Genomic DNA, 19,285 nt, shown 5'->3' on the forward strand with positions numbered 1-19,285 from the left:
GGTGCGGGGCCTGGGGCTTTTGGGGCTTTTTCTTTGGGGTTTGGGCCTGGCCCAGGCCCCCATCCTTTACCTGCCCCTGGACGACCGCCCTCCCAACTGGGGCCCATGCGCCTGGGAGCGGGTGGCCTGCCCTCCCCGGGAGGTCTACCGGGGGCCTGAGGGGGCCGATCTTGCCGCCTTAAGGGCCTGGCTTTTGGCGAGCCCAGGGGAAAAGCTGGTGGCCAGCCTGGATGCCCTGGCCTACGGCGGGCTTCTCCAAAGCCGTCACCTGGCCCTGCCGGCGGAGGATGCCCTGGCCCGGTTTGCACCCCTGCTGGCCTGGAAGGTTCGTTACGGGGGGGAGCTTCTCCTTTTCGGGGTGGTGCCCCGTTGGGACGCCACCCAGCGGCAGAGAAACCTGGCGGTCCTCGAGGCCTTGGCCTCCTGGCCGGGGCTTTCCGGGGTTTATCTGGAGGCAGTTTGGGACGATGCCCTGCGCAACTCCCCCGCCCCCAGAGAGGCCCGGACCCTAACCTATCCCAGCCGGCCCGGGGCGGACGAGGCAGGGCAGGTGCTTCTCCTAAGGGCCTTCAGGCCAGGTTTGAAGGTGACCGTGGTCTACGAGGAGGAGGCCCTGGCGGAGCGCATCACCCCTTATGAGGGGGTTCCCCTGCGGGACACGGTGAGGGGGATGTTGCAGAGTGCTCTGGCCACGGAGGTTTCCCTGGCAGGGAGGCCGGACCTGGTCCTTTACGTCTACGGGGGTGGGAATCCCAGGAGGGTTGTCCGCCACCTCCTTGGCCTTATGCCCCGCTTCCCCGTGGCCCTGGCGGATCTTTCCCGGGTGAACCGGGGGGATCCTGGCCTCATGGCCTACCTGGTGGGCCTCGGGCTTTACCCTCGCCTTGCCTCCTACGCCTCCTGGGGTACCCCGGCCAACAACCTGGGAAGCGCCCTAGCCCGGGGAGGGCTCTTCCTGAGGGACCAGGAGGGGCGGCTTAGGCGCCTGGCCGAGGCCTACTTCGCCTACTGGTGGGGGGAGGTGGGCCGCCCTTGGGTGCGGGCCCGTTTCCCCGAGCCCTTGCCCGTGGAGGCCCAGGAGGTGGCGGCCCTTTGGCCGTACCTGGAGCTGGAAGGGTACCGGGTGGACCTCGAGGGCCTGCGCTTCCCCTGGGATCGGTCCTTTGAGGCCGAGCCCCGTTTGGGTTTGGTTGCCCTTTCCCTTGGGTTTGGGGGTAGGGCCGGGCCCACCTGGTAGAGTGAAGGGGTGTTATGACCCCTGGCCAGCCCGAAGGGCTCGATGGCGCAAGCCTCCAGGTGCGGGAGCTAAGGCGCCTCCAGGCCTTGGCTGAGGCCTGGCGTCTTTTGGCTCCCCTGGAGCGGCCGGAGGAGGTGTACCGGACCGTGGTGGAAACCGCCAAGAGGGCTACCCGGGCGGTTTCCGTTCTCCTCTTCCTCCATCGCCCAAAGGAGGATGCCCTCGAGCTGGTGGCGGCCGCCGGCCTAAGCCAGGACAAGGTGGGCCTCAGGCTTCCCCGGGGAAAGGGCGTCTCTTGGGTGGTGCTGGAGAAGGGGGAGCCCCTCTACCTGGCGGATGTGACCCAGGATCCTCGGGTCATCTTTCTTTCCGGCAGGCCCCAGCCCGGGGTCTATTTGGGCGTACCCTTGCGGAATGCTGCGGGAGAGCCGTTTGGCGTGCTCTCCATGGACACCGCCGGGGGAGCCGGGGAGATCCTCCCCGAGGAGGAGTTCTGGATCCAGGCCCTGGCGGAGGCGGCGGGTTTGGTCTTGGGCCGCATAGAGGCCTTGGAGCGGGCTAAGGCCGAGGCCTCCCGGGCCCAGGCGCTTCTTGAGCTTTCGTTGGCCCTGGAGGCAGCCCGCGATCCCCTGGCCATGGCCAAGGAAGCCCTGGAAACCCTTCTTCGCCTCACCCCTTACCACGCGGGGGCCCTTTACCTGTTCCAGGAGGGAACGGTGCGGCCTGCGGTGATAGCGGGGCGGTACCCTGAGGGCTTTCCCCGGCTTTACCAGGAGCATCCCATTCATTTTGGCGAGGGGCTTCTAGGCCACCCCAGGTTGTGGGAGGGGCCAGTGTATGTGGAGGACTACGCCCGCTTTCCCAAGGCCCTGAGGCCCTATGCGGAAAGCGGGCTTCGCTCCGCCCTCCTGGTGCCCCTTAAGCCCGAGGGCAGGCGGTATGGGGTTTTGGCCCTGGGTTCCTTTGGGAAGCCGGTTCCCTACCGCCTTGAGGACGAGGGGGTGTTGCGGATGGTGGCGGGCAGGCTGGAGGAAGCCTTAGAGCGCCTTTCCCACCTGGACACCCTGAGCCGGACCCGGGAAGCTGCCCTAAGGGCCTTGGCCCGGGCCCTCGAGTACCGGGACCTGGAAACCAAGGGGCACACGGAGCGGGTGGCGGAACTCTCCTTGCGGCTGGGAAGGGCCGTGGGGTTTCCCGACCTCGAGGGCCTTCGCTTGGGGGCCTACTTCCACGATCTGGGCAAGCTGGCCCTGCCCGACAGGATCCTCCGCAAGCCCGCAATCTTGCAGGCCGAGGAGTGGCGGGTGGTGAGGACCCATCCCGAGGTGGGCCTGGACATCCTCAAGAACCTGCCGTTTCTCTCAAAAACTGCCTTAAACGTGGTCCTCTACCACCATGAGCACTGGGACGGTTCGGGATACCCGAAGGGGCTAAAGGGGGAGGAAATCCCTCTCGAGGCCCGCATCTTCGCGGTGGCGGATGTGTACGACGCCCTCCTTTCCGAGCGGCCCTACAAGCGGTCCTGGACCCCCGAGGAAGCCCAGAAGGAACTTGGAGCCCAGGCTGGAAGGAGCCTGGACCCCAAGCTGGTGGCGGTGTTTTTGGAGCTGGTCCGCTAGGTTACTCCACGGTGACGCTCTTGGCCAGGTTCCGGGGCTGGTCCACGTCCCGCCCCAGGAGGACGGCGATCTCGTAGGCCAGAAGCTGCAGGGGTACCACGCTCACGATGGGGGCCAGAAGGGGGTGGACCTCCGGCACGGGGAACACATCCTGGGCCAGTTTCCCGATCTCCCCATCCCCCTCGGTGGCGATGGCGATCACCTTGCCGCCCCGGGCCCGCACCTCCTGGATGTTGGACAGGGTCTTCTCGTAAAGGGGCCCCCGGGTGGCCAGGACCACCACCGGCAGGTGCTCGTCGATCAGGGCGATGGGCCCGTGCTTCATCTCCCCGGCGGGGTAGGCCTCCGCGTGGATGTAGCTGATCTCCTTGAGCTTTAAGGCTCCCTCATAGGCGGTGGGGGCCTGCACGTGCCGGCCCAGGAAGAGGAAGTCCTGGGCCTGGTGGTACTTCTCCGCCAGGTGGGCGATGAGGGGGCGTTTTTCCAGGACTTCCTCCACCAACCGGGGAAGCTTGCGCATCTCCTTTAGAAGGCCCTGGGCTTCTTCCTTGCCGAGGATTCTCCTCCTTCGGCCAAAGTGGATGGCCAGCATGGCCATGGCGGAAAGCATGGCGATGTAGGCCTTGGTGGAGGCCACCCCGATCTCGGGGCCCGCATGGATGTAGAGCACGTCCTCCACCTCCCGGGTGATGCTGGAGCCCTTGGCGTTGATGACCCCCAGGGTCCTAGCCCCCTTGGCCTTGGCCTCCCGGATGCCCTCCAGGGTATCTATGGTTTCCCCCGACTGGCTGATGGCGATGGCCAGGGTCCTTTCGTCCACCACGGGGTCCCGGTAGCGGTACTCGCTGGCCACATCCCACTCCGTGGGGATGCGGGCCAGGGCTTCCAGGAGGTACTTGCCGTACCAGCCAGCGTAGGCGGCGGTGCCGCAGGCGATCACGTGGATGCGGTCTATGGCCAGAGGGTCCAGGCCAAGGCCGAGCTCCACATCCCCTTCCTCCTCCTTAAGCCGTCCCCCCAGGGTGTTTTCCAGTACCCAGGGTTGCTCGTAGATCTCCTTGAGCATGTAGTGGGGGAAGCCCCCCTTCTCGGCGGCCTCGAGGGTCCAGTCAATCTCCACCACCTCCCGGGGCAGGGGGTGGCCCTCGAGGTCCGTGACCACCACCTCCTCCCGGGTGATGCGGGCCAGGTCCCCGTCGTGCAGGAAGATGACCCGGCGGGTGTAGGGAAGGAGGGCGGGCACGTCCGAGGCCAGAAAGTTCTCCCCCTCCCCCAGGCCGATCACCAGAGGGCTTACCGTGCGGGCGGCCACAATCTCCTGGTGGTCCTCGTGCGCCACCACCACCGCATAGGCTCCCCGCACCTCCTTCAAGGCTTCCCTCAGGGCCTGGAAAAGGTCCCCCTGGTACTTCTCCTCTATGAGGTGCGCCAGGACCTCGCTGTCGGTTTCCGAGGCGAAGCGGTGCCCCCGCGCCCTTAGGGCCTCTTTAAGCTCCAGGTAGTTCTCGATGATCCCGTTGTGGATGACGGCGATCCTGCCGTCCTCCGTGGTGTGGGGATGGGCGTTGGGGTCGGTGGGGGCTCCATGGGTGGCCCAGCGGGTATGGCCGATGCCCAAAGGCCCCTCCAAGTGCTCCTCCTTCAGGGCGCTTTCCAGGGCGGAAAGCTTCCCCGAGCGCTTCACCACCCTAAGCCCTTCCGGCGTCCTCACCGCCACCCCGGCGGAGTCGTATCCCCGGTACTCCAGCCTCCTAAGGCCATCTATGAGCACATCCGTGGCGTTCCGAAAACCGATATAGCCTACGATCCCACACATATACCGTCCTTGGGGGTGGCCAGGCCTTTGGCCACCCAGAACCTCCCATCCTTTCGCCCTGCCCCGCGGTTGTCCCTAAAGAGGGCTTTCCCTTGGGGCTTTTCTCAGGCGGGCGGGGCGGGCACACCCCGGGCGGCATCCGCGGATTCCTCGACCTTTCCCGGCCTTGGCCGGTTATCCCCATTCTCGGGGTCCGCCACCTCGTCAGGCCTTTTCGGCCCCCTGCGCTTCCCGCCTTCCTCCTGCCTTTGGCTTGCCGGTTTTCTGCTTCCTCCCACCCCCCTCCTTCGGCGGAGTATAGCAAAACCTTAAGGCCAAAAGGCTTGACAAGGCTCGGGTGAGGCTTTTATGATACCAGCGGACGCAAGGCGAAAGTTCTTTCTTGGAAGCCAGGTCTTGCGTCCCGGAAGGCACCCTTTGGGGAGGAAACGCGGCAACTCGCCCAAAGCGGAGCTTCCGAAACCCTAAAGGGGGTGTAAGGAAGTATGAAGAAAAGGCTAGTCATGCTACTGGCGGGGCTTTTGACCGTGCTCTCCATGGGCTTCGGTCTGGCCCAGTTCTCCGACGTGCCCGCAGGGCACTGGGCCAAGGAGGCGGTGGAGGCCCTGGCGGCTAAGGGAATTATTGTAGGCTTCCCCGACGGCACCTACCGGGGCAACGAGACCCTCACCCGCTACCAGGCGGCCCTCCTCATCTACCGCCTCCTGCAGCAGATCGAGGAGGAGATGAAGGCCAAGGGTGAGTCCCCCACCATGGAGGCCATGTCCTCCGAGGACATCGAGGCCCTGAAGAACGCCGTCCAGGAGCTGGCCGCTGAGCTGGCTGCCCTGGGCGTGCGGGTATCGGCCCTCGAGGACAGCGCTGCCACCAAGGAGGACATCGCCCGCCTCGAGGCCATGATCCAGGAGCTCAAGGCCCAGCCTGCCCCTGAGCCCGGCATGGACCAGGCAGCCCTTCAGGACTTGGCTGACCGGGTGGAGGCTGCCTCCATCGCCGCCGACACCGCCCTGGCCCAAGCCCAGCAGCTGGCCGAGCAGCTGGATGCCTTGGCCCAGGATGTGGAAGGGGTGAAGGGCGACCTGGCTTCCCTCCAGACCCAGGTGGAGGCTAACGCCCAAGCCATCCAGGCCCTGAACGAGCTGGCCGTCCTCCTCAACCAGGACGTCCTCTCCCTCCAGGACCGGGTGACCGCCCTAGAGAAGGGCCTCGCCGACCTCCAGGGGGTGGACTTTGAGCAGTTCGCCACCAAGGAGGACGTGGCCGCCGTCCAGGAGTTCGCCGCCGCTTTGCGCTCCGACCTGGTGGGCCTCTCCGAGAAGGTGAGCAAGCTGGAGGGCCAGGTGGCGGAGCTCTCCAAGGTGCAGTACTCCATCAAGGGCTCCCTATCGGCCACCTACGGCACGGTGGTGACCAACACCGGGACCAACTTTGACATCGACCGTCTCTTCCCCAACGCCTTCTCTACCGGGGTGTTCGGTTCTGCCACTTCCAACGTGCAGAAGGGGGATAGCCAGCAGGGCAACATTTCCTACGGTGGAGCCAGCCTTTCCTTTGGCATCAAGAACACTGCTCCCAGCGCCCAGGGCCTGGCGGTTTCCGAGGCCAGCGCCAGCTTTGGGATTGACGCGTTTACCTCTTCCTTCTCTGGTACCCCCACCATCTACTTCAACGCCGCCAGCGTGAAGGGCAGCGTGGATGGGCAACCCTTTAGCGTGGCCTATAGCCGCAAAAACAGCACCTTCAAGTTCAACGACTACCTCTTCGCCAACGATAACGACACCGAGGCCGTTAACCCCCGCCAGGGCATGGTGGCCACCTTCAGCGCCAGCAAGTTCCCCCTGGCGCCGGAGGTCACCATCGTGACTGGGGTTGCAGGTTCGTCGGGCGGTGATAGTTCCCCGGCCCTGGCAGGCAACTACTTCGGCGTGCGCACGGCCTTGGAGCCTGTCTCCGGGCTTAACCTGGCCCTAAACTACGCCACCAACCTGGGCAATAGGTCCGCCATTGGCGTGGATGGTGGGCTTGCGTTGGGTCCGGTGAATCTTTCTGCCCTGTGGGTTTCCTCCCAGGCCCCTGGTGCACCGGTGGCCAACTTTTTTGACAACACCCTTTCCAACTGGGCGTACTATGTCCAGGGAGAGGGCAAGCTTGGGCCGGTGAGCCTTTCCGCCAACTACCATGCGGTGGATCCCGCGTACAGCGATGGTCAGGCCGGGATGTCGGAGAACGAGGACACCGACTACTACGGTGGGGTCAAGGCCGGAGCGCCGTATGGCGCTGATACCCGGGGTTTCGGGATTGGGGCTTCGGCCAGCCTGGGGCCTGTAGCCCTCAAGGGGTACATCGAGTCCGAGGGTGACTACGCCTTGGCCTCCGGGAGTGTCTACGATGCCTGGGGTCTGGCCGCCACCCTCGGGAGCTTCCGGGGCTTCAGCCTCACGGGCTTCTACAACGCTGCGTATACCGGCGGCACGGGCTACCTGAGCTTTACCACCGCAAGCGATGCCATTAACCCCGGTGTCAACTACTACTACACCATTGAGAACAACAAGTACTCCTCCAGCTGGGGCGTGCGGGTAAGCCACGATGGCAAGGCCAAGGATGCCCTCATTCCCTCTCTCAACCTCACCGCCCAGTACGCCAACTTCTATGTTTCCGGCTACAGCGATATCCAGGTCTACGCCAACCTGAGCCAGCCCTTCAAGCTGGCCTTCCTCAGCCTGAACCCAGGCTTCCGCTACCACAGCTTTACCGGCGGTGCGGCAGCCAATACGGGTGATTACACCACCTTGAAGGGAGGCATCCAGGTCAGCACCGATCCCCTCCTCTTTGGTCTGGCCCTGGAGGGAGCTGCCTCGTACCGTCAGACCGACTACGTGGGTAACGGGTCTGTGGTTAACACTCCCACCCAGGCCAAGGAGCTCTACTGGCGGGCTGGGGTGAAGATCAACGACTTCCTGGCGCCCAAGCTCAACTTCAGCGTGGCCTACGCCCACTACGAAGGGGATAAGCTGGCTGGCACTGGACTTCCCGTGGTGGGTAGCGGCAACCAGGCCTTCAGCTTCAACCGTGACCGGGTTTACCGGAGCCCTGACCCCATTGGGGCTCCGTGGCTGGCTACGCCGGGCACCCAGTCTGGACAGCTGGAGGGCTTCTACGTGGAGGCCAAGTACTACAACCTGACCGTGGCTTACGGTGAGTTTGCTCTTGGCCCTCTCGGTTCCTTCACCGACTACGGCCGCGGCTTCAAGATCTCTTACAGCGTGGACTTCTAACCGGACTGGTCTTCCTGGGCCCCCGCCCTTCGGGCGGGGGCCTTTGCTATGGTGGAGGTATGCCCTTCCGTTACCAAGGCCCAAGCCCCAAAGGGGACCAGCCCAAGGCCATAGGGGAGCTGGTGGAGGCCCTTGGGGATGGGGAAAGGTTCGTCACCCTCCTGGGGGCCACGGGCACGGGGAAGACGGTGACCATGGCCAAGGTGATAGAGGCCCTGGGGCGGCCTGCTTTGGTCCTGGCCCCCAACAAGATCCTGGCCGCCCAGCTGGCGGCGGAGTTCCGGGAGCTCTTCCCGGAAAACGCCGTGGAGTACTTCATCAGCTACTACGACTACTACCAGCCCGAGGCCTATGTGCCGGGGAAGGACCTCTACATCGAGAAGGACGCCAGCATCAACCCCGAGATCGAGCGCCTGAGGCACTCCACCACCCGCAGCCTCCTCACCCGCAGGGACGTGGTGGTGGTGGCCTCGGTCTCCGCCATCTACGGCCTCGGCGACCCCTGGGAGTATAGGGAGCGGAACCTGGTGGTGGAGCGGGGGGCGGTCTACCCACGGGAAGCCCTTTTGGAAAGGCTTCTGGAGCTTGGGTACCAGCGGAACGACATCGACCTCTCCCCGGGCCGGTTCCGGGCCAGGGGGGAGGTGCTGGAGATCTTCCCCGCCTACGAGACCGAGCCTCTCCGGGTGGAGCTCTTCGGGGACGAGGTGGAGCGGATCCTCCAGGTGCACCCCATCACCGGGGAGAGGCTTAGGGAGCTCCCCGGCTTCGTGCTCTTTCCCGCCACCCACTACCTTTCCCCAGAAGGGCTGGAGGAGATTCTGAAGGAGATTGAGAAGGAGCTGTGGGAAAGGGTCCGCTACTTTGAGGAAAGGGGGGAGGTCCTCTACGCCCAGCGCCTTAAGGAGCGCACCCTCTACGACCTGGAGATGCTCCGGGTCATGGGCACCTGCCCGGGGGTGGAGAACTACGCCCGCTACTTCACCGGCAAGGCCCCGGGGGAGCCTCCCTATACCCTTCTCGACTACTTCCCCGAGGACTTCCTGGTCTTCCTGGATGAGTCCCACGTGACCGTGCCCCAGCTTCAGGGGATGTACCGGGGGGACTATGTGCGCAAGAAGACCCTGGTGGACTATGGCTTCCGCCTGCCGAGCGCCTTGGACAACCGCCCCCTTCGCTTTGAGGAGTTCTTGGAGAGGGTGTCCCAGGTGGTCTTCGTTTCCGCCACCCCGGGGCCCTTTGAGCTTCAGCACTCGGGGCGCATCGTGGAGCAGATCATCCGCCCCACGGGGCTTCTGGATCCCCTGGTGGTGGTGAAGCCCACGGAGAACCAGATCCTGGACCTCATGGAGGGGATCCGGGAGCGGGCGAATAGGGGGGAAAGGACCCTGGTCACCGTCTTAACCGTGCGCATGGCGGAGGAGCTTACCGCCTTCTTGCAGGAGCACGGGATACGGGCCCGCTACATGCACCACGAGCTGGATGCCTTTGAGCGCCAGGCCCTGATCCGGGACCTGCGCCTCGGGCACTTTGACGCTTTGGTGGGGATCAACCTCCTGAGGGAGGGCCTGGACATCCCCGAGGTTTCCCTGGTGGCCATCCTGGACGCCGACAAGACGGGCTTCCTGAGAAGCGAGCGAAGCCTCATCCAGACCATTGGCCGGGCGGCCAGGAACGCCAAGGGGGAGGTGTGGCTTTACGCCGATACCATCTCCGAGGCCATGGAGAGGGCCATCCGGGAGACTAACCGGAGAAGGGCCCTCCAGGAAGCCTACAACCGGGAGCACGGCATCGTCCCAGAGACCGTGCGCAAGGAGGTTAGGGCCATCATCCGCCCCGAGGAGTACGGGGAGGAGGTTCCTGGGGAAGCCTGGGAGGGGGAGGACCTGAAGGAGCGGATCGCCGAGCTGGAGCTAGCCATGTGGCAGGCGGCGGAGGCTTTGGACTTCGAGCGGGCGGCGAGGCTAAGGGATGAGCTACGGGCCCTCGAGGCCCGCCTGCAAGGCCTCACGCCCCCGGAAACCCTGCCGGGAGGCCGGAAGCGGCGCAGGCGGCGCTAGGCCAGAAGCAGCACGGGGTTTTCCAGGTAAAGGGCCACCCGTTTTAAGAGCTTTTGGGCGATGGGAGCCTCGAGGCCCGAGGCGGCAAGCACCCCCTCCTGGGAGAGGAAAAGGCTCGGGCGGCCGGAGTGCACTTCCTCCTCCCCCGCGAAGCAAAGAAGCCCCTCCCCTTCCTCCCCCTCCTGCTGGCGGAAGAGGGCGAGGAAGCCGCCCATGGGCCTTACGCCCCGCACCTCCTCCCCTGCCACCTGGCCCAGGAGGGGCCTTAGGGGAAGCTCCAGCTCCGCCAGGGCCTTCTCCGCCGCCTTCAGCAAGAAGGGAAGGGGGTTATGGGGCACCCCGTGGACCCGGTGGAAGGCTTCCAGGGCTGCTTCCAGCCTCCCGGGGTCAAACCGCAGGCGCTGCACCCGCAAGAGGAAAGGAGCAGGAGCTGGGGCGGTGGTGAGGCCCGGGGCCGGGCTGGGCGGAGGGACGGGGGTAGCCGGGGCCGGAGGTTCTGGGGCAGGGAGCGCTTCCTCCAGGGCCTCTAGAGGTTCGGGAGAAGGAGCTTCCTGGGTTTCGCCGAGGAGAAGGTCTTCCTCCAGCTCCAGCTCCTCCGGTTCGGGGGAAAGCGTTTCCTCCTCGGCGGGGAGGAGGAGCTCCTCAAGTTCCTCCTCCACGGGCTCGGGGAGGAGGGTTTCCTCTTCCTCCAGCCCGGGGAGGGAAGGGGCTTGGTCTTCCCGGGTCGGTTCCTCGGCCAGGAGGAGGTCCTCTTCCAGGTCTAGGTCCAGGTCCTCCAGGAGGGCGGGCTCGAGGTCCAGCTCCTCTTCCGCCACCTCTTCCACCGCCAGGGTGGGGGCCTTGGGGGTTTCGGGGAGGACGTCTTCCAGATCCACGCCCTCCCGGCTCAGGACCTCCTGTACCCGTTTCAGTTCCTCTTCCGGGGGAAGGGGTGGGGCTTCCTCGGGCATGGGGGGCAGGTCCACCTCCCCGGCCATCACCTTGGCCAGGAAGGCGAGGATGTCCCGCTCCACGATGGTGCCATCGGGGCCGGTGCCCTGGAGCCTGCGCCAGTCTATGCCGTTTTCCTCGGCAAGACGCCGGGCCAAGGGCGTGATCTTGGGTTCGGCCATCTTGGCCCTATGATAACAAAGTGGAAGCCGCTTTCGCTCAACTCCTGGTGGAGTACTGCCTCGAGGCCCAGGAAGGGGAGACCATTTTGGTGGAGGCGGAGGCCCCGGCTTTGCCCCTCCTGCCCCACTTGAAAAGGGCCTTCCTGAAACGGGGGGCCTACCCTGTTTTCCGCATAGGCTACCCCGGGGAGGGGCGGGACTTCCTCCTCTACGGGGGGGCTTGGCTGGAGAGGATACCGGAGGTGGAGCGCGCCCTTTACGAGAAAGCGGACAAGTTCCTGCGCATCCTTTCCGCGGAAAACCCCCTGGAGGGAGCCTCCCTGGACCCCGGCCTTTCCCTAAAGCACCAGCGGGCCTGGCGGCCCCTGGCCGAGCTCCGCTTGAAAAAGCGCTGGACCCTCACCCTCTACCCCACGGTGGGGTATGCGGTGGGGGCGGGGATGGGGACGGAGGAGTTCCGGGAGTACCTTAAGGGGGCGTTATTCCTGGACCGGGAGGACCCGGTGGGCGCCTGGCGGGCCCTTTCCCGCTTCCAGGAGGCCCTGATCGGGAGGCTTTCCCAGGGCAGGGAGCTTCGCATCCAGGCCCCGGGCACGGACCTCAGGCTTTCTGTGGCGGGGAGGAGGTGGATCAACTCCGACGGCCGGCGCAACATGCCCTCGGGGGAGGTGTTCACCGGGCCCCTCGAGGATTCCGCCGAGGGGGAGGTGCGCTTCAACCTTCCCGCCTTCGTGGGGGGCAGGCGGGTGGAGGGGGTTTACCTGCGCTTTAAAGGGGGCGAGGTGGTGGAGGCCCGGGCGGAGGTGGGGGAGGAGTACCTGCTTGCGGCCTTGGCCACGGATGAGGGAGCCAGGCGGCTTGGCGAGGTGGGGATCGGCACCAACTTTGGCCTCACCCGGCCCACCGGCCTCATCCTCCTGGACGAGAAGATGGGGGGCACCGTGCACCTGGCCCTAGGCCGGAGCTACCCGGAAACCGGCGGGAAGAACCCAAGCGCCCTGCACTGGGACCTGGTGCTTTCCCTAAGGGAAGGAAGCCTTCTTTTGGACGGCGAACCCCTGGTGGAGCAAGGGCGCTTCGTGGGCGTTTCTGAACCCCATCCCTTCTAGAGGTCTTTGCGTTCAAAAACCAAGGCCGCCAGGAAGGTGAAGCCCAGGGTGTAGATGAGGAGGAGGGGCAGGCCAAGCCCCGCCGCGCTGGGCCTTAAGTGGAGGTCCAGGTAGGTGGTGAGGAGGAAGGGGGTAAGGGCGGGGAAGGCCACCAGAAGGCGCATGAGAAGCAGGGTGGCCACCGCCGCCAGGGCGCTTGCCGTGGTGGAGAGGAAGACCGTGGCGTAGAGGAGGGCCAAGGCGGCGAGGGGTAAGAGGACGATCCCCGCCAGGAGGTGGGCGGAAAGGAGCTGGCCAAGGGCTTCTTGGGCGCTCAGGAAACCTACCCCGGCGAACCCGCCTGCCCCAAGCCCCGTGCCCCCGTAGAACCCTCCTAGCCCGTGGGGCAGGCCCGCCAGGAGGCTTCCCAGGAAGCTCGCCCCCAAAAGGACAAAGGGATAGAGGAGGGCAGAGAGGAGCTTGGCCAGGATCAGCCGGGTCCGGGGGAGGGGGTGGAGGAGGAGGCTTTTCAAGGTGCCTTGGGCCACCTCGCTTCCCAGGGACTCGCTGGCCGCCATGACCACCAGAAAGGGAAAGAGGAACTCCATCCCCGCCATGAGGCTTAGGGAAACCACCTGCCAGCCCGAGGCCAGGACCAGGCCGTACACTTCCTTAAGCCCCGGGGCCAAGGCCCACAGGAAGGGAAGAAGGAAGGCGGCCAGAAGCCCAAGCTGCACCGAGCGCAGGCGGAAGAGCTTGTAAAGCTCAAAGACCAGAAGCCTAAGCATGCTTCACCCTTTCCTGGTAGTAGAGCCTCAGATCAAAGCCTTGGGGATGGAGGGCCTTCACCCGGTACCCTTCCCTGAGGAGGGCTCCTAAGGCCGCCTCCGCCTCGCCCTCAAAGAGGATGGCCTGCCCTTGGATCCTGGCCGAGGCCACCTGGGGCAGGGTCTTGAGGAGGGCCAGGGCGCCTTCCAGGGGCTCGGCCTCGAGGCGGTAGGCCTTCCGCCCCTCGAGGACCACCTCGTCCAGAAGCCTCCCTCCTCCCAGGATGCCCACCTTGTGGGCGTACTGGCTCACCTCCTCGAGGTGGTGGGTGGAAAGGAGCACAGCCACTCCCTCCCGAGCCACCTCCTGCAAGAGGCTATGGACCAGCTCCACCCCCTCGGGGTCCAGTCCGCTGGTGGGTTCGTCCAGGACCAGGACCCTGGGCCGGTGCAGGATGGCTGCCGCCAGGCCCAGGCGCTGGCGTTGCCCCAGGGAGTAGCTTCCCACCTTCTGGTCGGCCACGGCGAGGAGCCTTAAGCGAGCCAGCACCTCCGTGATTCGGTCTTCCTCCTTCACCCCAGCCAGGTAGGCCCGCATCCTGAGGTTCTCCCGGCCCGTGAGGTAGGGATAGAAGGCGGCCGGAGCCTCCACCACCGCCCCCAGGTGGCGCCGGGCTTGGGGGTTTTGGTGCACGTCCTCCCCCAGGAGGAGGGCCCTTCCCTCGCTGGGAAAGGCCAGGCCGGTGACCAGGCGGATAAGGGTGGTCTTCCCCGAGCCGTTGGGTCCCGCCAGGGCGTAGACCTCCCCGGGGTGCACGGAGAGGTTTATCTTCTCCAGGATGGGTTTGCGCCCGTAGCGCTTGCCCAGGCCCTCTAGCCTTAGGGCTTCCATGGGTGCTATACTACCCAAGCCCCCGGTCCAGCGCGACGGTCCGGGCGTGAACCGGGTCAGGTCCGGAAGGAAGCAGCCCTAAGCGCCACGGGTCGGGTGCCGCTGGGGCGCCGGGGGCAGTTATCCACAAGGTTATCCACAGGCCAAAAGAACCCATGAATAGCGGACCCGGAGGCAAAAAGAGCCTTGGGAACGGGGATTTTCCTCACCGCCTTTCCTTGGCCTGGATGCGGACCACCCCCTTTTCCACAAGCCGGGCCACCTCCTCCGGCGTATAGCCTGCTTCCCTCAGCACCGCCTCCGTATGCTCCCCGAGGAGGGGCGGGGGCAGGGAGGGGCTTGCCGGGGTGCGGGACAGGAAGCGCAAGGGGTTCGCCAGGGTAGGCAGGGCTTCCAAAAGGGGGTGGGGAAGGGTCCAGATGGCCCCCCGGGCCTGGGCCTGGGGGTCTTGGAAGGCTTCGGCCAGGTCGTTCACCGGGGCGGCAGGGATGCCCTTCTCCCGAAACCTTTCCAACCAGTGGGCCCGGGGTTGGGTCTTGAGCACCTGGGAAATCGCCTCCACCACCTCCTTTCTTGCCTCCACCCTTTCTGCGTTGGTGGGAAACCGCGCCAGGAGGTCCGGCAGGTCCAGGACCTGGCAGAGCCTGGCGAACTGCTCGTCGTTCCCTACCGCCAAAACCAGCCAGCCGTCTGCCGCGGGAAAGGCCCCGTAGGGCACGATCTGGGCGTGGGCGTTGCCCAGGCGTTTGGGGGGTTTGCCCGTGAGGAGGTAGCTTTCCCCCAGGTTGGCCAGGGCGAAGAGGCCCACGTCAAAGAGGGAAAGGTCGATGTGCTGGCCCAGGCCGCTTTTTTCCCGCTCGTAGAGGGCGGAAAGCACCGCCACCGCCCCCATCATCCCCGTCATCACGTCGATCCAGGCCACCCCCACCTTCATGGGAGGGCCTTCCGGCTCCCCGGTGACGGACATGATGCCGGTGTAGCCCTGCAAGGCGGCATCGTACCCGGGTTCCTGGGCCCTGGGTCCCGTGTGGCCGAAGCCGGTGATGGAGAGGTAGACCAGGCGGGGGTTAAGCTCCCTCAGGCTTTCATAGTCCAGGCCGTAGCGCCTCAGGTCCCCGGTTTTGAAGTTTTCCACCAGGACATCGGCCCTTTGGGCTAGCCTGCGCACCACCTCCTGGCCCTCGAGGGTCTTGAGGTCCAAGGCCAGGCTCTTCTTACCCCGGTTCACGGAGAGGAAATAGGCGCTTTCCCCCTTCACGAAAGGGGGTCCCCAGCCCCGGGTCTCATCCCCCCAAGGGGGCTCCACCTTGATCACCTCCGCCCCCAGGTCGGCCAGGATCATGGTGCAAAGGGGCCCCGCCAGCACCCGGGAGAGGTCCAGCACCTGGATGCCGGAAAGAGGTTGCATGGGAGCATCTTAAGGCCCAGGCCCCTGTGGGGTATATTGGGCACGTGGGCCGGGCTTTGGGGCATCTTCTGGTCTTTTTGGCCTTGTTTTTCGTCCTCCTTCCCTTTCTCTGGATGGCCTACGCCGCCTTCATGCCCAAGGAGGCGGTGTACTCGGGGGAGCTCTTCTCCAAGGTGGGCTTTAGCCTGGAAAACGTCCAGGGCCTGGCCAAGGAGGGGTTTTGGGGCCGGCTCTTCTTCTCCCTGGGGCTTTCCTCGGGGGTGGTGCTCCTTCAGCTCTTCACCGCCCTTTTGGCCGCCTACGCCTTAAGGGCGGGGCTTGGGCTTCTACCCTTTTACCTGGTGCTTATGGCCATACCCGCAGAACTCCTCCTGGTGCCCCTGTACGGCATCCTCAAAGGGCTTTCCCTCCTGGATACCGCCTTGGCCTTGGCCTTGCCCTTCGCCGCAAGCCCCTTCGTCATCTACCTGGTCTACCAGGCCATGCGGGCGGTGCCGGAGGAGCTTTTGGAAGCCGCCAGACTCGATGGAGCGGGGCACCGGGTGCTGCTTTTCGGCATCCTTTTCCCCTTGGTGCGCCCCACCCTGGTGGCGGCTGGGGTGCTGGCCTTCGCCGCCCACTGGAACCTGGTGCTCTACCCCAGGGTGATGGTTTCCGACCCCAGGTTCTGGACCTTGCAGACCTGGCTTACGGACCTGCAACGCAAGTACCCCACCGACTGGGGCCTCCTTTCCGCCGCCGCCCTTTTCTCCGTCCTTCCCATCGCCTTGCTCTACCTTGTCTTTGAGAGGCGGGTGGTGGCCACCTTTGAGGAAGGGCTTAAGGGGTGAGCAAGGCTCTGGTGGGGTGGAGAACTCCTCCCGGCTTCCCCTGAGGAAGGCTTCCTGCCGGGTTCTTTTCCGTCCCGACTGGGCTTCGCTGCGGGGCTTGAAAGATCTGTGCACGGGGCCCCCGAGTGTTATATTCAAGGCTAAGGGGGTGAAGCCATGCGGGTTTTCTTGGCGGCCATGGCCTTGGTGTTGGCCGGTTGTCTGCCGGTGGCGGTGTTGCGCACCCCGGAGCCTGTTTCCGGGAGGAGCCTGGCCTTTGGCCTGAGCGCGGTGGGGGTGGAGGGAGGGGTGGGGTTCATCCCCTATGCCGCGTACGCCCAGGGGGATGGCCAGACCGAGTACAACTTTTCCGTCCAGATGGGCTTCAGGGCGGGGATCAAGCACGCCCTGGCTCCGGGGTTCTCCCTGGATATGGGCCTGACCCTGCCTCTCCTGCTGGGAGGGGGTGGAGTGCCCTTGGCCCTGGATGCCGGGCTCCTCGTGGGCCTGGGGGACGTCTACCTCTCTCCCCGGGTACACTGGATAGGATTCCAGTCCCAGAATACCAGCGTGGCGGGGTTGCTCTACCAGGCCACCCTGGGCTACGCCGGGGAGGGGTTTTTAGGGGAGGGAAGCATCCTCTTCAGCGGCCAGCAAGGAGGGTTGATGCTGGTTGTTTCCGCAGCAGCGCGTTTCTAGGAGGTTAAAGGATGCGGGCCCTGGTGGTTCTGGCCCTTCTTTTGGCAGGGTGCGCGCCCATCGCTGTGCTTCGTTCGCCGGAGCCGGTGCAGGGGCATGTCTTCACCGTGGGAGGCAGTGTTTTCCCAAGCTCCCAGGGCCAGTACCCGGTCTGGGCCGTGCCGTACTTGGGCTATGCGGGAGGGAATGGCTTTTGGGAGTATAACCTCTCCGTTCAAGGGAGCCCAAGGGTGGGGGGAAAGCTTAAGCTGGCCCCGGGGCTTAGCCTGGATGGCGGCCTCAGCCTTCTGCTAACATCTCGGGGGTCTGTAGCGTTTCGCGATCTGGACGTGGGCTTGATTATGGGCGTGGATCGTTTCTACGTTTCCCCTCGCCTTCATGCGCTGGCGTATGGGGATCGCTCCGACCTGGCTTTCCAGGTGAGCCTGGGTTACTGGGGAGAGGGTTGGGTCCTGGAGGCGGGCTACCCAGGCCCCTACCTGGCCTTGGGCCTCACCTTCGGAACCGCTCCCTAAGGGCTTTGAGCCTTTCCCGCACCCGTTCTTCCCAGCCTTCCCCCGTGGCCTCAAAGAGGAGGAGGTCTTCTAGTCCCTCCGGCAGGTATCGTTGGGCGAAGCTGCCCTCCTTGTCCTCGTGGTAGTAGGCATACCCCTTGCCGTGGCCCAGGGCCCGTTGCAGGCCGGTGGGGGCGTTCCTGAGGTTCAGGGGGACGGGGGCGTGGGGGTGGGCCCCTGCGGCCTCTTCCGCCTTCTTCCAGGCGGTGTAAAGGCTGTTGGACTTGGGGGCCAAGGCCAGGTAGACCGTGGCCTCCACCAGGGCCAGCTCTCCTTCGGGGCTTCCCAGGGCCTCGTAGGCCTCCTTGGCCGCCACCGCCAGGCGCAGGGCCAGGGGATCGGCGAGGCCCACATCCTCCACCGCCACCCGGATGAGGCGCCGGGCCAGGTAAAGGGGGTCGGCCCCGGCCTTAAGAAGCCTGGCCAGATAGTAGAGGCTTGCGTCCACGTGGCTTCCCCTGAGGCTTTTGTGAAGGGCGGAGACCAGGTCGTAAAACTGGTCTCCTTCCCGGTCCATGGCGAAGCGTTCCGCTCCCAGGGCCTCCTTCACGCTGCTGGCGTCCACCCGGCCCAAGGAGGCGGCCAGTTCCAGGGTGTTGAGGGCAAAGCGGGCATCGCCTCCGGCAGCCTGGGCCAGGAGGCGGAGGGCTTCCTCCTCAAAAGGGGTCCCCGGGAGGCCCCTGGGGTCCGTGAGGGCCTTCTTGAGGAGGGCGAGGAGGTCCTCCTCGGAAAGGGGCCTTAGGGGAAAGAAGCGGAGGCGGGAGCGGAGGGCGGGGGTGAGCTCAAAGGCGGGGTTTTCCGCGGTGGCCCCGATCAGGGTGAGGAGGCCGGACTCCAGGTGGGGCAGGAGGGCGTCCTGCTGGGTGCGGTTGAAGCGGTGCACCTCGTCCAGGAAGAGGACCAGGCCCCCTTCCCTCCGGGCTCTTTCCACCACCGCCCTTACCTCCTTAACCCCGGCCTCCACCGCGGAAAGCCTTAGGAAGGGCTTGCCCACCCCTTCCGCCAGGATCTGGGCCAGGGTGGTCTTGCCCGTGCCCGGGGGGCCGAAGAGGACCATGGAGGAAAGCCTTTTCGCCTCCAGCATCCGCCTTAAAAGCCCTTGGGGCCCCGTGAGGTGGGGCTGGCCCAGGACCTCGTCCAGGGAACGGGGCCTGAGGCGCTCGGCTAGGGGCTCCATCCCCCTCATGCTAAGGCCAGGGTAAGGGGAGGCATGGTAGGCTTGGAAGGAACATGCGCTGGCTTTTCCTCCTGCCCTGGGGCCTCTTCCTTTTGGGGCTTGCACCCCTGGCCTTGGCCGAACCCCTGGGCCAGGTGGAGCGGGGGCTTGGCCTTCTCCTTGCCGCCCTTTTGCTGGCGGCGGCGGGAAGCCTGTACTCCCGGTTCCCCGTGGCCTTTTCCGTGCAGTTCTTCCTGGTGCTGGGCCTTGGCCTCCTGGCGTTCCAGCTGGCCTTGGAAAGCACCCTGGCCTTCGCGGGGTTGGCGGGTTCGGGTTACACGGCCCTTGGGGGGATTCTGGGGGCCTTGGCCTTGGGCCTGGCCTTCTTCCTGGGCACTGGCAGGGAGGCTCCCCTTTTGCCGGCCCTCGAGGGGGTGGGGACCCGGGAGGACCTCCTGCGCCTGGCCGGGGCCTTGGAGGGGCTGGCCCTTAGGCGCCCTCTGGTGCTGGTGTACCTTTCCACCTCCGCCCCTCCCGAGCGGCTTCAGGCGGAGCTTCGCCGGGGGGACTTGGCCTTCCGCCTGGCGGGAGGGTATCTTCTGGTCCTCCAGGGAAGCCGGCCTGAGGATGCGGCAGGACTGGTGCGAAGGCTTAAGGAGCGGTTTCCCCTTTCCGCCTACGCCGTGGAGCGCTGGCAAGGGGGGAGCCTGGAAAGCGTGCTGGCCCGCCTCGAGGCGGAGGCCCTTCTCCAGTCCTGAGCGTTTTGGTGTAGGTAGTAGAGGCTACACCGACC

Annotated in this window: 15 protein-coding genes and 1 other RNA gene; 10 read left to right on the top strand and 6 right to left on the bottom strand. The window is 65.7% G+C overall.

Features of this window, described 5'->3' with window-relative positions; translation table 11 throughout:
• Position 1: 1 nt before the first annotated feature.
• Together AC27GT_RS06755 and AC27GT_RS06760 are read left to right on the top strand one after the other, a co-directional pair.
• Positions 2–1,237 carry a DUF4127 family protein gene (locus AC27GT_RS06755; RefSeq protein ID WP_487223777.1) on the top strand — a complete coding sequence of 412 codons (1,236 nt, stop codon included), beginning with the start codon at positions 2–4 and terminating at the stop codon, positions 1,235–1,237.
• A 14-nt stretch (positions 1,238–1,251) separates the two neighbouring features.
• Positions 1,252–2,856 carry an HD domain-containing phosphohydrolase gene (locus AC27GT_RS06760; protein ID WP_219758853.1) on the top strand — a complete coding sequence of 535 codons (1,605 nt, stop codon included), beginning with the start codon at positions 1,252–1,254 and terminating at the stop codon, positions 2,854–2,856.
• A gap of 1 nt (position 2,857) precedes the next feature.
• Here the strand turns inward: AC27GT_RS06760 and glmS are convergent, their stop codons facing one another.
• Positions 2,858–4,672, bottom strand: a complete 1,815-nt coding sequence (gene glmS / locus AC27GT_RS06765) for a glutamine--fructose-6-phosphate transaminase (isomerizing) (protein WP_219758852.1) — start codon at positions 4,670–4,672, stop codon at positions 2,858–2,860.
• Between the two features lie 485 nt (positions 4,673–5,157).
• Between glmS and AC27GT_RS06770 the strand changes: the two genes are divergently transcribed.
• Positions 5,158–7,947, top strand: coding sequence for an S-layer homology domain-containing protein (locus tag AC27GT_RS06770; protein ID WP_487223778.1), 2,790 nt, complete (start codon positions 5,158–5,160; stop codon positions 7,945–7,947).
• 59 nt (positions 7,948–8,006) lie between these two features.
• Entirely contained in the window at positions 8,007–10,007 is a 2,001-nt protein-coding gene (uvrB, locus tag AC27GT_RS06775) for an excinuclease ABC subunit UvrB (RefSeq protein WP_487223779.1), read from the top strand.
• On the opposite strand, the gene AC27GT_RS06780 is transcribed toward uvrB, so the two are convergent.
• Positions 10,004–11,119 (bottom strand): E3 binding domain-containing protein, encoded by a 1,116-nt coding sequence (locus AC27GT_RS06780; RefSeq protein ID WP_487223780.1) that lies wholly within the window; start codon positions 11,117–11,119, stop codon positions 10,004–10,006. The genes uvrB and AC27GT_RS06780 overlap by 4 nt on opposite strands.
• Before the next feature lie 20 nt (positions 11,120–11,139).
• Between AC27GT_RS06780 and AC27GT_RS06785 the strand changes: the two genes are divergently transcribed.
• A complete protein-coding gene (locus AC27GT_RS06785; protein WP_054391541.1) occupies positions 11,140–12,228 on the top strand; it encodes an aminopeptidase in 1,089 nt (362 codons plus the stop codon).
• Here the strand turns inward: AC27GT_RS06785 and AC27GT_RS06790 are convergent.
• Positions 12,225–12,995 carry an ABC transporter permease gene (locus AC27GT_RS06790; RefSeq protein WP_015718277.1) on the bottom strand — a complete coding sequence of 257 codons (771 nt, stop codon included), beginning with the start codon at positions 12,993–12,995 and terminating at the stop codon, positions 12,225–12,227. The two genes, AC27GT_RS06785 and AC27GT_RS06790, sit on opposite strands and share 4 nt — an antisense overlap.
• On the bottom strand, positions 12,988–13,866 hold the full coding sequence (locus AC27GT_RS06795) for an ABC transporter ATP-binding protein (protein WP_487223781.1): 879 nt from the start codon (positions 13,864–13,866) through the stop codon (positions 12,988–12,990). The genes AC27GT_RS06790 and AC27GT_RS06795 overlap by 8 nt, the downstream gene beginning before the upstream one ends.
• A gap of 19 nt (positions 13,867–13,885) precedes the next feature.
• Here AC27GT_RS06795 and ffs point away from each other — a divergent pair.
• An RNA gene (gene ffs / locus AC27GT_RS06800) (signal recognition particle sRNA small type) lies at positions 13,886–13,986 on the top strand.
• A gap of 85 nt (positions 13,987–14,071) precedes the next feature.
• Here ffs and AC27GT_RS06805 read toward each other — a convergent pair.
• Positions 14,072–15,274: a CaiB/BaiF CoA transferase family protein gene (locus tag AC27GT_RS06805; protein WP_487223782.1), complete on the bottom strand. Its 1,203-nt coding sequence runs from the start codon at positions 15,272–15,274 to the stop codon at positions 14,072–14,074.
• A gap of 44 nt (positions 15,275–15,318) precedes the next feature.
• On the opposite strand from AC27GT_RS06805, the gene AC27GT_RS06810 reads away from it, so the two are divergent.
• From AC27GT_RS06810 to AC27GT_RS06820, 3 genes are all read left to right on the top strand, one after another.
• Positions 15,319–16,104, top strand: coding sequence for a carbohydrate ABC transporter permease (locus AC27GT_RS06810; RefSeq protein WP_041438791.1), 786 nt, complete (start codon positions 15,319–15,321; stop codon positions 16,102–16,104).
• A gap of 156 nt (positions 16,105–16,260) precedes the next feature.
• Positions 16,261–16,782, top strand: coding sequence for a hypothetical protein (locus AC27GT_RS06815; RefSeq protein WP_038029892.1), 522 nt, complete (start codon positions 16,261–16,263; stop codon positions 16,780–16,782).
• A gap of 11 nt (positions 16,783–16,793) precedes the next feature.
• On the top strand, positions 16,794–17,297 hold the full coding sequence (locus tag AC27GT_RS06820; protein ID WP_038029889.1) for a hypothetical protein: 504 nt from the start codon (positions 16,794–16,796) through the stop codon (positions 17,295–17,297).
• Here the strand turns inward: AC27GT_RS06820 and AC27GT_RS06825 are convergent.
• Positions 17,275–18,522, bottom strand: a complete 1,248-nt coding sequence (locus AC27GT_RS06825) for a replication-associated recombination protein A (protein WP_038029886.1) — start codon at positions 18,520–18,522, stop codon at positions 17,275–17,277. The genes AC27GT_RS06820 and AC27GT_RS06825 overlap by 23 nt on opposite strands.
• A 44-nt stretch (positions 18,523–18,566) precedes the next feature.
• On the opposite strand from AC27GT_RS06825, the gene AC27GT_RS06830 reads away from it, so the two are divergent.
• Positions 18,567–19,250: a nucleotidyl cyclase domain-containing protein gene (locus AC27GT_RS06830; protein ID WP_054391545.1), complete on the top strand. Its 684-nt coding sequence runs from the start codon at positions 18,567–18,569 to the stop codon at positions 19,248–19,250.
• Positions 19,251–19,285 lie beyond the last annotated feature (35 nt).

The sequence above is a fragment of the Thermus sp. KWY1 genome, from assembly GCF_057547025.1.